Annotated in this window: 13 protein-coding genes and 1 tRNA gene; 10 read left to right on the forward strand and 4 right to left on the reverse strand. The window is 70.1% G+C overall.

The window, feature by feature from the left end:
* The first annotated feature begins 182 nt into the window (after nt 1–182).
* From mfd to ABF401_RS01775, 3 genes are read left to right on the forward strand one after another with little or no spacing between them, the layout of a single operon-like run.
* Nucleotides 183–3,782 (forward strand): transcription-repair coupling factor, encoded by a 3,600-nt coding sequence (mfd, locus tag ABF401_RS01765; RefSeq protein WP_353507815.1) that lies wholly within the window; start codon nt 183–185, stop codon nt 3,780–3,782.
* Between the two features lie 33 nt (nt 3,783–3,815).
* Complete coding sequence (locus ABF401_RS01770; RefSeq protein WP_353507816.1) at nt 3,816–4,355, forward strand: hypothetical protein; 540 nt, start codon at nt 3,816–3,818, stop codon at nt 4,353–4,355.
* Entirely contained in the window at nt 4,348–5,352 is a 1,005-nt protein-coding gene (locus ABF401_RS01775) for a nucleoside triphosphate pyrophosphohydrolase (RefSeq protein ID WP_353507817.1), read from the forward strand. The genes ABF401_RS01770 and ABF401_RS01775 overlap by 8 nt, the downstream gene beginning before the upstream one ends.
* 82 nt (nt 5,353–5,434) lie before the next feature.
* On the opposite strand, the gene ABF401_RS01780 is transcribed toward ABF401_RS01775, so the two are convergent.
* Nucleotides 5,435–6,928: a sugar transferase gene (locus ABF401_RS01780; RefSeq protein ID WP_353507818.1), complete on the reverse strand. Its 1,494-nt coding sequence runs from the start codon at nt 6,926–6,928 to the stop codon at nt 5,435–5,437.
* Between the two features lie 211 nt (nt 6,929–7,139).
* Between ABF401_RS01780 and eno the strand changes: the two genes are divergently transcribed.
* From eno to ABF401_RS01800, 4 genes are read left to right on the forward strand one after another with little or no spacing between them, the layout of a single operon-like run.
* Nucleotides 7,140–8,435 carry a phosphopyruvate hydratase gene (eno, locus tag ABF401_RS01785; RefSeq protein WP_353507819.1) on the forward strand — a complete coding sequence of 432 codons (1,296 nt, stop codon included), beginning with the start codon at nt 7,140–7,142 and terminating at the stop codon, nt 8,433–8,435.
* A 30-nt stretch (nt 8,436–8,465) separates the two neighbouring features.
* Entirely contained in the window at nt 8,466–9,068 is a 603-nt protein-coding gene (locus ABF401_RS01790; RefSeq protein ID WP_353507820.1) for an FtsB family cell division protein, read from the forward strand.
* Nucleotides 9,065–9,637: a DUF501 domain-containing protein gene (locus ABF401_RS01795; protein WP_353507821.1), complete on the forward strand. Its 573-nt coding sequence runs from the start codon at nt 9,065–9,067 to the stop codon at nt 9,635–9,637. Before ABF401_RS01790 ends, ABF401_RS01795 begins: the two co-directional genes overlap by 4 nt.
* Nucleotides 9,630–10,595 (forward strand): Ppx/GppA phosphatase family protein, encoded by a 966-nt coding sequence (locus ABF401_RS01800; RefSeq protein ID WP_353507822.1) that lies wholly within the window; start codon nt 9,630–9,632, stop codon nt 10,593–10,595. The genes ABF401_RS01795 and ABF401_RS01800 overlap by 8 nt, the downstream gene beginning before the upstream one ends.
* 185 nt (nt 10,596–10,780) lie before the next feature.
* Here ABF401_RS01800 and ABF401_RS01805 read toward each other — a convergent pair.
* A tRNA-Leu gene (locus ABF401_RS01805) sits at nt 10,781–10,854 on the reverse strand.
* A 163-nt stretch (nt 10,855–11,017) separates the two neighbouring features.
* Here ABF401_RS01805 and ABF401_RS01810 point away from each other — a divergent pair.
* Nucleotides 11,018–11,902 carry a Bax inhibitor-1/YccA family protein gene (locus ABF401_RS01810; RefSeq protein WP_353507823.1) on the forward strand — a complete coding sequence of 295 codons (885 nt, stop codon included), beginning with the start codon at nt 11,018–11,020 and terminating at the stop codon, nt 11,900–11,902.
* A 10-nt stretch (nt 11,903–11,912) separates the two neighbouring features.
* A complete protein-coding gene (locus ABF401_RS01815) occupies nt 11,913–12,212 on the forward strand; it encodes a hypothetical protein (RefSeq protein WP_353507824.1) in 300 nt (99 codons plus the stop codon).
* 87 nt (nt 12,213–12,299) lie between these two features.
* On the opposite strand, the gene ABF401_RS01820 is transcribed toward ABF401_RS01815, so the two are convergent.
* On the reverse strand, nt 12,300–13,523 hold the full coding sequence (locus ABF401_RS01820; RefSeq protein ID WP_353507825.1) for an acetyl-CoA C-acetyltransferase: 1,224 nt from the start codon (nt 13,521–13,523) through the stop codon (nt 12,300–12,302).
* A gap of 189 nt (nt 13,524–13,712) precedes the next feature.
* On the opposite strand from ABF401_RS01820, the gene ABF401_RS01825 reads away from it, so the two are divergent.
* On the forward strand, nt 13,713–14,456 hold the full coding sequence (locus tag ABF401_RS01825; protein ID WP_353507826.1) for a hypothetical protein: 744 nt from the start codon (nt 13,713–13,715) through the stop codon (nt 14,454–14,456).
* 357 nt (nt 14,457–14,813) lie between these two features.
* Here the strand turns inward: ABF401_RS01825 and ABF401_RS01830 are convergent, their stop codons facing one another.
* The gene (locus ABF401_RS01830; RefSeq protein ID WP_353507827.1) at nt 14,814–15,893 is read right to left on the reverse strand and encodes an SGNH/GDSL hydrolase family protein; all 1,080 of its coding nucleotides are present in this window, start codon (nt 15,891–15,893) and stop codon (nt 14,814–14,816) included.
* Nucleotides 15,894–15,922 lie beyond the last annotated feature (29 nt).

The following is a 15,922-nucleotide window of genomic DNA, read 5'->3' on the forward strand; positions in this document are numbered from 1 at the left end:
CCCATGCTTCTACAGCCACCCGAGCAACGTGGCGCTTTCGCCAAACGACCGGTTCGTGTGGGAGTGCGGGCCGGTGCAACGGCCCCGGGAGCGGGAGCTGCCCCAGACGGTGGTTACTCTGGAGGGCCCCCCACGTCGGCCGGCGTGGGGCATTTCAGCGTTGCCCAGGGAGCGGTCCACCCATGAGTCTCACCGCCGTCTTCGAGGCCTGGACGCAGGCCCCGGACGTCCGTCGCGTCCTTGCCGAGGCCGGGCGCAGCCGGCTCGTCGACATCTCGTCGAGCGACGGCGCCAACCCGTTCCTCATCGCCGCCATCGCCCGTGCCTCACGCCCGTCGACGCCGCTCCTCGTCATCACGGCGACCACCCGGGAGGCGGAGGACCTGCAGGCCGCCCTCGGCGGCCTGCTCCCGACCGAGGAGGTTGTCGTCTTCCCCAGCTGGGAGACGCTGCCCCATGAGCGACTGTCCCCCCGCAGCGACACGGTCGGCCGACGTCTCGCCGTGCTTCGCCGCATCGTCCATCCGGACCCCGACGACTCGGTCTACGGCCCGCTCTCGGTGGTCATCGCGCCTGTCCGCGCGGCGCTCCAGCCGCTCACGAAAGGGCTCGGCGACCTCGAGCCGGTCAGCCTCCGCGCGGGCGACGAGCACCCGCTCGAGGAAGTCGTCGACGCCTTGTCGGCCGCTGCCTACACGAGGACCGACCTCGTCGAGCGCCGGGGTGAGTTCGCCGTCCGAGGCGGCATCCTCGACGTCTTCCCACCGACCGAGGAGCATCCGGTCAGAGTCGAGTTCTGGGGGGACACGGTCGAGGAGATCCGCTGGTTCAAGGTGGCCGACCAGCGCAGCCTCGAGGTCGCCGCACACGGGCTGTGGGCGCCCCCCTGTCGGGAGGTGCTGCTCACCGAGGACGTCCGCGGCCGCGCCCGCGAGCTCGCCCAGCAGCTGCCCGGCGTCTCCGAGATGCTCACCAAGGTCTCCGAGGGCATCGCAGTCGAGGGCATGGAGTCCCTGGCCCCAGCGCTCGTCGATGGCATGGAGCCGTTGCTCGACGTCCTGCCGAAGGAATCGATCGTGCTGCTCAGCGACCCCGAGCGCATTCGGACCCGCGCCCACGACCTCGTCGCGACGAGCCAGGAGTTCCTCGAGGCGAGCTGGTCCAACGCGGCCGCCGGCAACCAGGTGCCCGTCGACCTCGAATCGGTCCTGGGAACGGCCTCCTACTGGACCATCGCCCAGCTCCGCGCCCACGCCGCCGCCTCCGGCCGGCCCTGGTGGACCCTGACCCCTTTCGCCGCCGACACCGACCTCGTCATCGAGGACGACGACGTCGATGCCCGGCTCACCGTCGCGACGAGCGAGCCGGAGGCGTTCCGCGGGGACACCGAGCGCGCGGTCGAGCATCTCCGTGACCGCACGGCGGCTGGCTGGCGCGTCGCCGTCGTGACGGAGGGGCCGGGTCTTGCCAAGCGCATCGAGGAGGTGCTGCGCGAGCACGAGGTCCGCGTCGAACCGCTCACCGACTCACTGACCCCCGGGACGGTCAGCGTGACCACCGGTTCCCTCGGCCGCGGCTTCGTCCACGAGCCCGAGCGCTTCGAGCTGCTGACCGATACCGACCTGACCGGCCAGGCCGGTACCGGCCCGTCCACCAAGGACATGCGTCGCATGCCCTCCAGACGCCGCAACCAGGTCGACCCGCTCCAGCTGCGTCCCGGCGACTTCGTCGTCCACGAGCAGCACGGGGTCGGACGCTTCGTCGAGATGATGCAGCGCACGGTCCAGGGCGCCACCCGCGAGTACCTCGTCATCGAGTACGCCGCCAGCAAGCGGGGCCAACCGGGTGACCGCCTCTACGTCCCGACCGACCAGCTCGACCAGGTGACCAAGTACGTCGGTGGCGAGGAGCCGACGCTCAACAAGATGGGCGGCTCCGACTGGACCAAGACGAAGTCGCGAGCGAAACGATACGTCAAGCAGATTGCCGCCGACCTCATCCGGCTCTACAGCGCCCGTCAGGCGACCAAGGGGCACGCCTTCGGCGCCGACACGCCGTGGCAGCGCGAGCTCGAGGAGGCCTTCGCCTACGTCGAGACGCCGGACCAGCTCTCGAGCATCGACGAGGTCAAGGCCGACATGGAGAAGCAGGTTCCGATGGACCGGCTCATCTCCGGTGACGTCGGCTACGGCAAGACGGAGATCGCCGTTCGCGCGGCCTTCAAGGCGATCCAGGACGGCAAGCAGGTCGGCATCCTCGTGCCGACGACGCTCCTCGTCAGCCAGCACTTCCAGACGTTCTCGGAGCGATACGCCCAGTTCCCCGTCAAGGTCAAGGCGCTCTCCCGGTTCCAGTCGGACAAGGAGGCCAAGGAGGTCGTCGACGGCCTGGCGGACGGGACGGTCGACATCGTCATCGGCACCCACCGGCTCCTCGGCAAGGACATCCGCTTCAAGGACCTCGGCCTCGTTGTCGTCGACGAGGAGCAGCGCTTCGGTGTCGAGCACAAGGAGCTGCTCAAGACGATGCGGACTGCGGTCGACGTGCTGTCGATGTCCGCCACGCCGATCCCGCGTACGCTCGAGATGGCCGTCACCGGGATCCGCGAGATGTCCACTCTGGCAACGCCGCCGGAGGAGCGCCATCCCATCCTCACCTTCGTCGGTGCCTATGACGAGAAGCAGATCACCGCGGCCATCCGCAGAGAGCTGCTCCGGGAGGGCCAGGTCTTCTTCATCCACAACAAGGTCAGCAGCATCGAGAAGGCGGCCTCCCGCCTGCGCGAGCTCGTCCCCGAGGCGCGGATCGCGACGGCCCACGGCAAGATGGGCGAGCACCGCCTCGAGCAGGTCGTCGAGGACTTCTGGCAGAAGCGCTTCGATGTCCTCGTCTGCACGACCATCGTCGAGACCGGTCTCGACATCTCGAACGCCAACACCCTCATCGTCGAGCGTGCCGACATGCTCGGTCTTTCGCAGCTGCACCAGCTCCGGGGCCGAGTCGGGCGCGGGCGCGAGCGGGCCTATGCCTACTTCCTGTACCCCCCGGAGAAGCCGCTGACGGAGACGGCGCACGACCGGCTGCGCACCATCGCGAGCCACACCGACCTGGGTGCCGGGATGCAGGTCGCGATGAAGGACCTCGAGATCCGCGGCGCCGGCAACCTGCTCGGCGGTGAGCAGTCCGGGCACATCGCCGGCGTCGGCTTCGACCTCTATGTGCGGCTCATCGGCGAGGCCGTCGCCGACTTCCGGGGCGACGCCGACGAGGCGCCCGCCGAGATCAAGATCGAGCTGCCCGTCGACGCCCATCTGCCGCACGACTACGTGCCGGGGGAGCGGCTGCGCCTCGAGGCGTACAAGAAGCTCGCGACCGTGGAGAGCCAGGAGGCGGTCGACGAGATCGGGGCCGAGCTGCGCGACCGCTACGGCCCGCCGCCCCAGCCGGTCGACAACCTCCTCGAGGTGGCCCGCCTGCGGGTCGTCGCGCGCAGGGCCCGGATCGGCGACATCGGGGTCCAGGGCAAGTACGTCCGCTTCGGCCCCGTCAAGGACCTCCGCGAGAGCCAGCAGCTGCGCCTCATGCGGCTCTACCCCGGGACGATCGTCAAGGAGGCGCTCGGCACGATCCTCGTCCCGGTGCCGACGACGGCCCGGGTGGGGGGCAAGCCGCTGCGCGACCTCGAGGTCGTCGCGTGGGCGCGGCAGCTCATCACCGCAGTGCTGCTCGATGACATCGCCGCTGCAGCCGGGGTGGCCTCGGCCGCCTCGAGCGCACCGTAAGATGTCACCCGGGTCCGCCAGAGGAGGAGTTCAGTGAAGGCAACGTCAGTCCGCGCCCGTTCATCGAAGCGCGTCGCAGCGGCCGCCCTCGTGGTGCTCAGTGCCGTCACCGTGCTCGCGGGCTGTGGCTTCGAGACGAGGCAGCAGGGCGCCGCCGTCGTGAACGGCGAGGTGATCCACGAGGACCAGGTCGAGGAGACCGCGCGGCAGCTGCAGGAGGCCAAGTTCAACTTCCCGGAGAACATCGTCGTCACGGCCCTCGTTGCCTCGCCCCTGCTCCACGAAGCCCTCAGCCAGTCAGGCGGCTGGCAGCCGGACGCGACCGCTGCGAGCGCCATTGCCGCGATTCCGGATGCGACCGACACGACGAAGGAGTTCATCAACACCGTCGCCCTGCTCCAGTCGGGTCAGATGACCACCCAGGACGTCGCACGCTACCGCGAGAGCCTCGACAAGGCCAAGATCAGCGTGAACCCACGGTTCGGCGAGCTGGTCCGCTCCGAGCAGCCTCCGGTCTTCTTCACCATTGGCCAGCAGCGGCCCAACTGGATCCTCGCACCGGGCGGTGAGTGAAGCGACGGAGGAGATCGTCCGCGACGAACGGCGCATCGTCCTTCTCCTGTCGACGCCCCGGGTTGCCCCGGGCGTGCTCACTCGTGATGCGTGGGCCGCCTTGTCCGGCGCCCGGCAGGTGTGGGCGGCACCGGACGAGCCACAGGCCGAGTCGATTGCCGAGGCGGGCGTCGAGGTCGTGACCCGCGACCGATCGGACGTGCCCTCGCTCGCTCGTGCCCTCGTCAACGCCGCAGCCGCCGGCCCGGCCGTGTGGATCGGCTCCGCCGATGGGGACCCTGGTCTCAACGAGGCGATCGCCACCGAGGTCAGCAGGCTGCCCGAGCCCCCGGACGTCGAGGTCCTCGTCGGCTCTTTCGACCTGCCGGGGGCACGCCTGCTCGACGTGGTCGCGGTCATGGACCGGCTGCGGTCCCCGGGCGGCTGCCCGTGGGATGCCCAGCAGACCCACGAGAGCCTCGTCCCCTACCTGCTCGAGGAAGCCCACGAGGCGATCGAGGCCCTCGAGTCCGGCGACCCCGACCACATGCGCGAGGAGCTGGGTGACCTGCTCCTGCAGATCGCCTTCCAGTCCCGCGTTGCTGAGGAGCACCCGAGCGCACCGTTCGACATCGACGACGTCGCAGGCGGCCTTGTCGAGAAGCTCGTCCGTCGGCACCCCCACGTCTTCGCCGACGTCGATGCGCAGACGCCCGACGCCGTCGAGGCCAACTGGGAGACGATCAAGGCGGCCGAGAAGGAGCACCGCAACCATCCCCTCGAGGGGGTGCCCGTCAGCCTTCCCGCCCTCGCCCGCGCAGAGAAGTACGTCAGCCGGCTCGAGCGGAACGGCCGCGCGGACCTGCTCGACCTCGCCGAGTCAGCCGGCGGCCTCGGCGCGGAGCTGCTGGCGCTCGTGCGGCGGGCCAAGGCCTCAGGCGTGGACGCCGAGGCGGCCCTCCGCGAGACGCTGCGCCGGCTCGCCGAGGCGAGCGAGAGCCAAGCGAGACGCGACTGAGCTTGCGCACGAGGCGAGCTCAGCGGCATACGCCGAATTCTTTTGATGCCGTATGCCGCTGGGCTTGCCGGGCGGCCACCACTCAGTACGCGCCCGCTGAGCTGAACACGGCCCGCACCGTCTTCATGACGATGGACAGGTCCTGGACGATCGACCAGTTGTCGACGTAGTAGAGGTCCAGGCGCACCGTGTCGTCCCACGAGAGGTCACTCCGCCCGGACACCTGCCACAGGCCGGTCATGCCGGGGCGGACGTGCAGACGGCGCTGGACGTCGGCTGAGTAACGCCTGACCTCAGCGGGCAGGGCCGGTCGAGGCCCGACCAGGCTCATGTCGCCGCCGATCACGTTGATCAGCTGGGGCAGTTCGTCGATCGAGTACCGGCGGATGAAGCGGCCGACGCGAGTGATCCGCGGATCCTGCTGGGCCTTGAAGAGCACGCCGTCGGCGTTCTGGTTCAGGTGCGTGACGGCAGACAGACGCGCCTCGGCGTCAACCACCATGCTGCGGAACTTGAGGCACTCGAACAGCTGGCCGTCTCTGCCGACCCTGATCTGCCGGAACAGGATTGGGCCACCGTCCTGCAGTCTGATGGCAACCGCCACGGCCAGCATGAACGGTCCGAGAATGACGAGGCCCAGGGCCGCACCGATCGCGTCGAAGGCGCGCTTCAGACCGCGGCTGGCCCCGAGACTCTGCGGTGGCTCGATATGGACGAGGGGAAGACCCCCGACGGGACGCATCATCACGCGGCCGGACGAGATGTCGCTGAGGCTCGGCACGACGGCCATCTGCACGTGATGGCCCTCGAGGTCCCAGGCGATCCGCCGGAAGTCCGTCGACGACTTCAGGGCGCCCTCGGTGAAGACGACGAGGTCGGCGGCGTTCTCGCGTGTCGCCAGTGCGGTCTCGGTGCTGAGGCCCACCACCGGCACTCCTCGCGGGGTCGCCCCGAGCACGTCGGAGGGTGGCAGCAGGGCGCCGATGATCCGGTAGCCCAGCCACGACTCGCGGTCGAGAACCGCCGCGACCTCGTCGACATGCTGTGCCGACCCTGCGATGAGCACTTTCGTCACGAGGTAGCCGCGCAGGTGGAGGCGATGGACGATTCGGCGAGCCGTCCACCGCCACAGCAGCAGCAGCGGGACGCCGACGACGAAGAGGAGCACGAAGAATCCGCGCGAGAGGTTGAACTTCGTGAGGTAGCTGATGATGCCGATCGCCCCGCCCGTGAAGGCGGCCGCCACGAGGACCTTGGCGTACTCGGTCGTCCCGACACCCAGGTGTCCGGACCGGTACGTGCCGACGGCGAGGTTGACGAGCATCCAGCCGAGCACGACCCAGGGACCGACCGATTGGGCCACCTCACTCACATCGGCGGACTCGCGGAAGATGTCGAGTCGGTACCTGCCGATGGCGGCGAGGGTGGTGGCCACGACGATGATGGCGAGGTCGCCGCCCGCGATGGCCAGCTGGAAGAGCCGGATGCTCTTGGTTCGCTCGGTGCGCGGCTGCACGACCGGTCTCGCGGCAACAGCGAGCATCCGCAAGTCAGTCTCGTGTACGGACTGGACCATGTTCCAGAAATCTCCCCACCCCTGGCGCTATGCGCCTGCCCTGTCTGGACGCACGTCCCCCGCGACGACACTAAGAGTATGACCCGACCGTGTGACGACGCGCGGCAGAACCGCGAAATGGACTGCCGGGTCGCTCATCGAGCGGTGCAGGGCAACGGGCTACGCTCGGGACGTACGCGCCAGACCGGTTCGACCGACCACAGGAGCAACAGTGGCCACCATTGAGGAGATAGGCGCCCGCGAGATCCTCGACTCGCGCGGCAACCCGACCGTCGAGGTCGAGATTCGCCTCGACGACGGGACATTCGCCCGGGCGGCCGTGCCGTCCGGCGCCTCGACCGGGGCCTTCGAGGCCTCCGAGCGCCGCGACGGCGACAAGGGGCGCTACCTCGGCAAGGGGGTCGAGCAGGCCGTGGACGCCGTCATCGAGCAGATCAACCCCGGCCTCGTCGGCTTCGATGCAAGCGAGCAGCGGCTCGTCGACGCGGAGATGAAGGCTCTCGACGGCACCGCCAACAAGGAGAACCTCGGCGCCAACGCGATCCTCGGCGTGTCCCTCGCCGTTGCCCACGCCGCGGCCGAGTCGGCTGGTCTCCCGCTCTTCCGCTACGTCGGCGGCCCGAACGCACACGTCCTTCCCGTGCCGATGATGAACATCCTCAACGGTGGCTCGCACGCCGACACCAACGTCGACATCCAGGAGTTCATGGTCGCCCCGATCGGAGCGCCGACCTTCCGGGAGGCGCTGCGCTGGGGGACCGAGGTCTACCACTCGCTCAAGAAGGTGCTGCACGACCGCGGCCTGGCCACCGGCCTCGGCGACGAGGGAGGCTTCGCGCCGAACCTCGACTCCAACCGCGCGGCTCTCGACATCATCGTCGAGGCGATCACCGCCGCCGGATACGTGCCGGGCAAGGACGTCGCACTGGCTCTCGACGTCGCCGCGTCGGAGTTCCACAAGGACGGCTCCTACGAGTTCGAAGGGGCGGCCAAGTCGGCCGACGAGATGATCGACTACTACGCCGGCCTCGTCGACGCCTATCCGCTCGTCTCCATCGAAGACCCGCTCAACGAGGAGGACTGGGACGGCTGGAAGGCCATCACCGAGCGCCTCGGTGACCGGGTCCAGCTCGTCGGCGACGACTTGTTCGTCACCAACCCGGAGCGCCTCGCCCGGGGCATCGCGACGGGCACCGCGAACGCGCTGCTCGTCAAGGTCAACCAGATCGGCACGCTCACCGAGACGCTCGACGCCGTGGCGCTGGCCCAGAGCAACGGCTACCGCTGCATGATGAGCCACCGGTCCGGTGAGACCGAAGACGTCACGATCGCCGACCTCGCCGTCGCGACGAACTGCGGCCAGATCAAGACCGGCGCGCCGGCGCGCTCCGAACGGGTCGCCAAGTACAACCAGCTGCTGCGCATCGAAGAGGAGCTGGACGACGCCGGCGTCTACGCGGGGGCCGGCGCCTTCCCGCGCTTCGACGCGTCCAGGCCTGAGGGCTGAGCCGGACCGGCCCACCGACGTGGAGGCCTGATGCCAGACCGCACCAACCGCACCCCGTCCCGCTCGGGTGGCAACGACCGCCAGCGGACCCCACGGGCCCGTCGCGGGCCCGCGGGCGGGGGGCGGCCGCGCCAGGGATCCACACGCACCCCCGGCCGCCCCAGGCAGGGCAGTGAGCGACCCGCGCACGCAGCCCGCGCGCGCACCAGATCGCCCGAGCCCCCGTCCCAGTCGACGACGTGGGTGCGCGGCGCGATCCTGCTCGGCATCGTCGTCATGCTCGCGGTGACCCTCGTGCCGACCCTTCGCTCGGTCATCCAGCAGAGCAACGACACGGTCGCCCTGCAGGAGAGGGTGGCGCGGCAGCGGGCCACTGTGGAAGAGCTGACGAAGGAGGCGGCCCTGTGGAAGGACCCGAGGTACATCGAGGAGCAGGCCCGAGAGCGATTGCGCTTCGTGCGCGTCGGTGACAGGGCCTACTCCGTCACCGGTCTCGAGGGCCAGCGCAGCCAGCAGCAGTCTGGGGAGCCGGTCGTGGCGGCGCCGATGGCCAACGAGTCGGCGCCGTGGTACGGCAAGGTGTGGCAGTCCATCCAGATCGCCGACCGACCCACCGCGGGGCTGTCCCGATGACGGGACCGGAGCCGGCTCCCGACGCCAACCAGCGTGCCGTCGACCCTGCTGACCTCGTCTGCGTCGAGCGGCAGCTCGGACGACCCCCTCGCGGCGTGGCCGAGGTCGCCCATCGCTGTTTCTGCGGCGAGCCGGACGTCGTGCGGACCGAGCCGCGTCTGCCGGACGGCACGCCCTTCCCCACGACGTACTACGCCACCTGCCCCCGGCTCACCGGTGCGATCAGCACGCTCGAGACCGAGGGCGTCATGAAGGAGATGACGGCCCGCCTCGCCGATGACGGGGAGCTGCGCGCTGCCTACGAGCAGGCCCACCAGCACTACCTGGCCAAACGGTCCGAGCTCGGCGAGGTCCCCGAGATCGCGGGCGTGTCGGCGGGCGGGATGCCGACCCGGGTCAAGTGCCTGCACGTCCTCGTCGCGCACTCCCTCGCCGCTGGACGTGGGGTCAACCCGCTCGGTGACGAGGCGCTCGCGATGCTCCCCGACTGGTGGGTGCCGACGTCGTGCGCCGCGATCCACGCGACGGAGGACGCGGCGGCCGATCGTGGGGACAACGCCCGTGGGTGACGACCTCGTGCGGGTCGGAGCCGTGGACTGCGGCACGAACTCCATCCGCCTCCTCGTCGCGGACATCGACCCTGCGACGAGGGCGCTGGCCGACGTGCGGCGCCGGATGGAGATCGTGCGCCTGGGGCACGGAGTCGACCGCACCGGTGTCATCTCCGACGAGTCGATGCAGCGCACGCTGGACATGACGAGGACGTATGCCGCTGAGTGCCGTCAGCTCGGCGCGTCCCGTGTGCGTTTCGTGGCGACCTCGGCGTCACGCGACGCGCGCAACGCGACGACGTTCGTCGAGGGCGTCCGATCCGCCTTCCACGAGCTATGGGGTGCCGACGTCGTCCCGGAGGTCGTCAGCGGGGACGAGGAGGCGAGCCTGTCGTTCAGCGGAGCGACCGGCGGCCTGGCTGGGCTCGGGGTGGCCGGTCCCTATCTCGTGGTCGACATCGGCGGCGGGTCAACCGAGTTCGTGCTGGGCACCGACCGGCTCGAGGCGGCCAGGTCAGTTGACGTCGGCTGTGTGCGGATGACCGAGCGGCACCTCCACACGGACCCACCGAGCCCGGAGGAGATTGCGGCCGCCACCGCCGACGTCGATCGCGCCATCGACGAAGCGGCGGCCGCTGTCCCGCTGTCCGAGGCACGCGCGCTCGTCGGTCTCGCCGGAAGTGTCACGACGATCACCGCGCACGCGCTGCGACTGCCCCGTTACGACCCGGAGGCGATCCATCTGTCGCAGCTGCCGGTCGAGCGGCTGACCGACGCGTGCACGGAGCTGTTGGGCATGTCGCGGGCCGAGCGCGCGGCACTGCCGTACATGCATCCGGGCCGGGTGGACGTCATCGGCGCCGGAGCACTCGTCTGGCGGCGGATCATCGAGCGCGTCTCCGAAGCGGCGGGGGTGGCCGAAGCCATCACGTCCGAGCACGACATCCTCGACGGGATCGCCCTGTCCATCGCCTGACCGGGCGCTGCACCACGACCCGCATGAATGCCGGCCGCCAAGGCCCACTCGGATCCTGCTCCGCGAGGCGGAGCAAGATACGAGCGCGCGGCGGGATGTGCGTTTTGAGGATTCGCGGGGGAGCGCGGGGACTCGGATTCTGCTCCGCGAGGCGGAGCAGGATATGAGTCGACCCCGAAAGCCAGTACCCCCGCAGGGATTCGAACCCTGACTTGGGCGATTTTAAGTCGCCTGCCTCTGCCGGTTGGGCTACGGGGGCGGAGCCCTCAGTATGCCGCCCCGCACGGTCACGGTTCCGTCTCGTCCCGGCGCCAACCGCTGTCCCGGGAACTCCGACTGACACCTCGAACGCTTAGGGTAGTGACAAGTCGCCACGCCCATCGAGGGGCACGTGGCCCCAGGTGCTGGGGAGGCACGAACACATGGCAGGTGGAAACCCGGTCTTCGACCGGATCGACAAGCAGCTGCAGCAGGAGCGGTACGCCGGCTTCGGCGAGCCGCAGCGCGGGCGGCAGCAGGGCCCCATGGGGTCAACGCAGGCGGCCACCTCCGGCTACGCCGTGCAGGACGCCGTGACGGCCGAGCAGCTCAACGACCTCTACGCGCGTCAGGCCGCCGGACCCGTCGACACGGGTCGCGTGACGCTCGACGACGTCATCATCAAGAGCCTCGTGCTCTTCGTCATCACGCTCGCCGGCGCCGGCGTGTCCTGGTTCATGGTGGACTCCAACCCGAACCTCGTGTCACCGCTGTGGCTCGGCGGCATGTTCGGCACGCTGATCCTCGGCTTCGCGATGATGTTCATGAAGAACATCCCGACGCCGCTCTACTTCGTCTACGCCGCGGTCCAGGGCGTCTTCGTCGGCGCGTTCAGCTACTTCCTCGCCTCGGCCTACGGCGCCGACCTCGTGCTCACGGCCGTCGTCGCCACGCTGTGCGTGTTCGTGGCCATGTACGCGGGATACGCGACCGGCCTGATCAAGGTGACCGAGAAGTCCCGGCGCATCTTCATCTTCATGATCGCCGGCTACGCCCTCTTCTCGATCATCCAGGTGGTCCTCCTGATGACGGGCGTCATCGACGGCTGGGGCTTCGGCGGCAGCGGTGCGATTGGCATCGGCCTCAGCCTCCTCGGTGTGGGCCTCGCGTCCTACTCGCTCGCGGTCGACTTCGACTCGATCGACAACGCCGTCCGCCTGGGCGCGCCGCAGAAGTACTCGTGGCTGCTCGCGCACGGCCTCATCGTCACGCTCGTCTGGCTCTACATCGAGATCGCCCGCCTCCTCGCGCGACTGCGCGACGGGTGACGATCCGGCCGTGAGGTCGCCTGTTCCGCAGGAGGTCTCCGACGAGCTACGGCGCGTGGTCGAGAGGTGGCGTCAGCTGCCGCTCGACCACGCGCTTTCTCGTATGCCGCTGACCTCGGCACTCGTTCAGCGGCTCGCTGACCGTGTCGCCGGGTTGCGCGGCACGCCGGCCCAGCGGGTGCCCGACCTCGGTCCCGCAACGGTGATGGACCAGCTGACGGTCATGGTCTACGACCTCTTCGCCACCCAGCCCGACGCGGAGGTCGGGGGCATCGTGACTGAGCTGAGCGGCATACGACACAGCCTCTGACGCAAGAATCGAGTGTGCACTTTCTGCCCTGTCGCGCGCTGCCCGAACGCACGTGTGATGGCAGAAAGTGCACACTCGATTCTGTTGTCAGCTGAGGCGCTCGAAGATGACCGCCATGCCCTGGCCGCCGCCGACGCACATCGTCTCGAGGCCGAACTGCTCGTCCCGGTCCCGGAGGGCGTTGATGATCGTCCCGGTGATGCGTGCACCGGTGGCCCCGAAGGGGTGGCCGATCGCGATGGCGCCGCCATTGACGTTGAGCTTGTCGTAGTCCATGCCGATCTGGTCGGCCGACCCGATGACCTGCGCCGCGAACGCCTCGTTGATCTCGTAGAGGTCCATGTCGCCGATCGACATGCCCGCCCGCTTGAGCGCGAGGCCCACGGCGTCCACCGGCCCGAGGCCCATGATCTCGGGGGACAGGGCGGTCGCCGCGGTCGAGACGACGCGGGCGAGCGGCTCGAGGCCGAGCTCCTTGGCCTTCGTGTCGCTCATGACGACCAGGGCCGCTGCGCCGTCGTTGAGCGGGCAGCAGTTGCCGGCGGTGACGGTGCCGTTCTCCCGGAAGACCGGGTTGAGCGCCTGGACCGCCTCGAAGGTGACGCCCGGGCGGGGGCCGTCGTCCTTGGTCACGACCGTGCCGTCCGGCGTGGTGATCGGCGCGATCTCCCAGTCGAAGAAGCCACGCTTGATGGCGGCCTCGGCGCGGTTCTGCGAGATGACCCCCCACTCGTCCTGCCGGTCGCGGCCGATGCCGTAGGCGGTGGCGACGTTCTCGGCCGTCTGCCCCATGGCGATGTAGACGTCGGGCAGCTCGCCGTCCTCGCGGGGGTCGTGCCACTTCTCGTTCGTCTCCGCGGTGCGCTTCGTGCGGTCCTGAGCGGCATCAAACTTGGGGTTGCGGTCGTTCTCACTGGCGCCGCCGGCGCCGGCGAACCCGACGTACTGCGACACGCACTCGACGCCGGCCGAGACGAAGATGTCGCCCTCGCCGGCCTTGATCGCGTGGAAAGCCATCCGCGTCGTCTGCGCGGAGCTCGCGCAGAACCGGTTGACCGTGGCGCCCGGCGTGCCGTCCAGGTCGAGGAGCGTCGCGACGACCTTGGCCATGTTGGACCCGTGCCGGTGCGACGGCTCCGCGCAGCCGAGGTAGATGTCCTCGATGAGGGACTTGTCGAGCGCGGGAATCTTGTCGAGCGCCGCCTGGATGACGGTGGCGGCCAGGTCGTCGGGGCGCACGTCCTTCAGCGAGCCCTTGAAGGCGCGCCCGAACGGCGAGCGGGCGGTCGAGACGATGACGGCTTCGGTCACGATGTCCTCCTGCGGACGGCTGTGTCTGCGGGCGCCCGGAGGTAAGCGGGCGCTCAGTTCCTCCCGATGGTATGCCGCTGGGCTGGGTCCGCGACACCCGCACCCCTATGGCGTGCGTCTCGTCCCCGCCCGGCCCTCGCCCGCGATCGACTGAACAGCTTTCGAGGCCCCGGGTTAGGGTGAGCAGCGATGAGCGCGACGATCCCACCCTCCTTTCGCACCCGCGTCGCGGCAGTTGCCGGCGCTGGCCTGCTGGGTGTCCTCGCCGCCTGCACGACGTCCACCGCGCCTCCGGCCGCGTCGACGGTGTCGTCCGCGGAGACAGCCACGCAGGGCGTGCCGACTCCCAGCGCGGCCGACATCCTCGAGAAGGCCAGGGCGAACGCGGTCAGTGCGACGTCGGCAGCGTTCACCGGCCGGATCGACCAGGGCGGCACCGAGCTGGTCATCGACTTCAAGGGCACGAGCGACGGCTCGAGCGCCGACGTCACGCTGCAGGTCCAGGACAAGGGCAAGGTGCGGGTCATCTCGGCGGCCGAGCAGGTGTACCTCCAGGGCGATGCGCAGTTCTGGAAGTCCCAGGGCCTGCCCTCACCGCCCGCCGCGGACAAGTTCGTCAAGGCACCGGTCGCGGCGGACGAGCTGACCCAGCAGCTAAGCCTCAACTCCTTCCTCGACGAGGCGTTCAACGCGGTGACGCCGTCGCAGCTGTCCGACGCCGTGGGTTCCGAGTCGGTCGGCGGGGTCGACGCCTGGGTGCTCACCGACGCCAAGGGCCGGGCCGAGGGCGCCCTCTACGTGTCGAAGGCGAAGTTCGAGATCGTCCGCTTCACGGGCTCGTCGACGAGTCCCGCTGAACTGAACTTCTCGCGGTGGAACGAGGACCTGGGAATCAAGGCGCCCCCGTCGGATCAGGTCGCGGCCCTGGGCTGACCGGCTTCGGCCGCCCCCTCTTCGTCGAGTGTGCACTTCGCGCCGCCCTCTCTTCGTCGAGTGTGCACTTCGCGCCGCCCCCTCTTCGTCGAGTGTGCACTTCGCGCCGGGGTCGGCGGCGCGAAGTGCACACTCGACCGGAAGGCCGGCAGTGCTGGGACTGTGCGGGGGCGCGCGTGGGGCCAGCGGCAGACTGCCTGAAGGGGGGACGATTGACGGGACCGAAGCCGTCAAGCCCGGCGCCCCACGCACGGACCGCGCCGGACGTCCCGTCACTTCTCCCCTGTACTGCAGGGAGTGCACAGTCGACGGAGAGGAGCGGCGCGAACTGCACACTCGACGCTGGGGCCGGCCGGATCAGGGTTGGCGCGCGGTCCCCGGATCCGTCTCCCCAACACCGGCCTTGACCGGCTCGTCCTCGCGCACCGGGTCGGCTTGCGGGACCGCGACGGTCGGCCGGAGCCGGCGACGGATCATCGCCCAGCGGCCGTGGACACCTCGTGCCTGGCCGCCCACCTCGGCGGGAGCGACCTCGGTGCCCGGGTTGGCCACCGCGCGGCTCGCCGCGACGGCCACCGGCCCGACCCCCTCGCCACGCCACGGGCTCGGCTGCGTCGGTGCGCTCCGCTCGCCGAACAGGTCGAGCGCTGCGCTCACCGTGGGCAGCAGGGCGGCGGCCACCCGCGCGTAGCCGGCCGGACTCGGATGGAACCGGTCCTTGCTGAACATCACGTGCGGCTCCGCCGAGAAGGCCTCGCTGAGCAGGTCCCCGACCGACACGGCGCGCCCGCCGGCCTCGACCACGGCCACGGTCTGGGCGGCCGCGAGGTCTCGCGACCACCGCCGCGCGAAGTAGCGCAGGGGCTGGTGCAGCGGCTCGATCGCACCCAGGTCGGGGCAGGTGGCCACGACGACCTCCGCGCCGGCGTCGCGCAGCCGCTGGACGGCCATCTCGAGGTGTCGGACGGCCAGTGAGCGCTCGATCCGGTGCGTCACGTCGTTGGCGCCGATGGAGATGACGGCGATGTCGGGGTCGGCGACCCGCTCGAGCGCCCGGTCGACCTGGCCGCCGAGGTGGGGCGACTCGGCGCCGATGACCGCGACGTTGGTCAGCTCGACCGGGCGACCGCTGAAGGCGGCCACGCCGTTCGCGATGGTTGCCCCGATCGTCTGTCTCGCGTGCTCCGCGCCCATGCCCGCGCCCGTCGAGTCGCCCAGCACGAGGAGGCGGATCGGCGCTCCGTGGCCGAAGCCATAGGTCCCTTCGTCGTCCGGTGCCCCGGCGAAGTGCTGACCCATGATCAAGCGGGCCATCAGCGCCTCGATCCGGAGCAGGCCGTAGCCGGCCAGCCCAAGGGCACCCAGCCCCGCGGCGCCCACACCGCCGCCGAAAGCCGCGGTCTGGGCGATCTTCCGAGCGCGTCGTGCGCGGCTCATGCAGAACCCCCTCGTGGTGGAGTGAACCC

Origin of the sequence: Intrasporangium sp., from assembly GCF_040414665.1 — a bacterium.
Taxonomy (GTDB): Bacteria; Actinomycetota; Actinomycetes; order Actinomycetales; family Dermatophilaceae; genus Intrasporangium.

What these genes read in the sequence shown, in the direction of transcription:
- ABF401_RS01780 (WP_353507818.1), bottom strand. Translation starts at nt 6,928, where the DNA reads ATGGTCCAGTCCGTACACGAGACTGACTTGCGGATGCTCGCTGTTGCC.
- ABF401_RS01790 (WP_353507820.1), top strand. Translation starts at nt 8,466, where the DNA reads ATGCCAGACCGCACCAACCGCACCCCGTCCCGCTCGGGTGGCAACGAC.
- ABF401_RS01795 (WP_353507821.1), top strand. Translation starts at nt 9,065, where the DNA reads ATGACGGGACCGGAGCCGGCTCCCGACGCCAACCAGCGTGCCGTCGAC.
- ABF401_RS01825 (WP_353507826.1), top strand. Translation starts at nt 13,713, where the DNA reads ATGAGCGCGACGATCCCACCCTCCTTTCGCACCCGCGTCGCGGCAGTT.
- mfd (WP_353507815.1), top strand. Translation starts at nt 183, where the DNA reads ATGAGTCTCACCGCCGTCTTCGAGGCCTGGACGCAGGCCCCGGACGTC.
- ABF401_RS01830 (WP_353507827.1), bottom strand. Translation starts at nt 15,893, where the DNA reads ATGAGCCGCGCACGACGCGCTCGGAAGATCGCCCAGACCGCGGCTTTC.
- ABF401_RS01810 (WP_353507823.1), top strand. Translation starts at nt 11,018, where the DNA reads ATGGCAGGTGGAAACCCGGTCTTCGACCGGATCGACAAGCAGCTGCAG.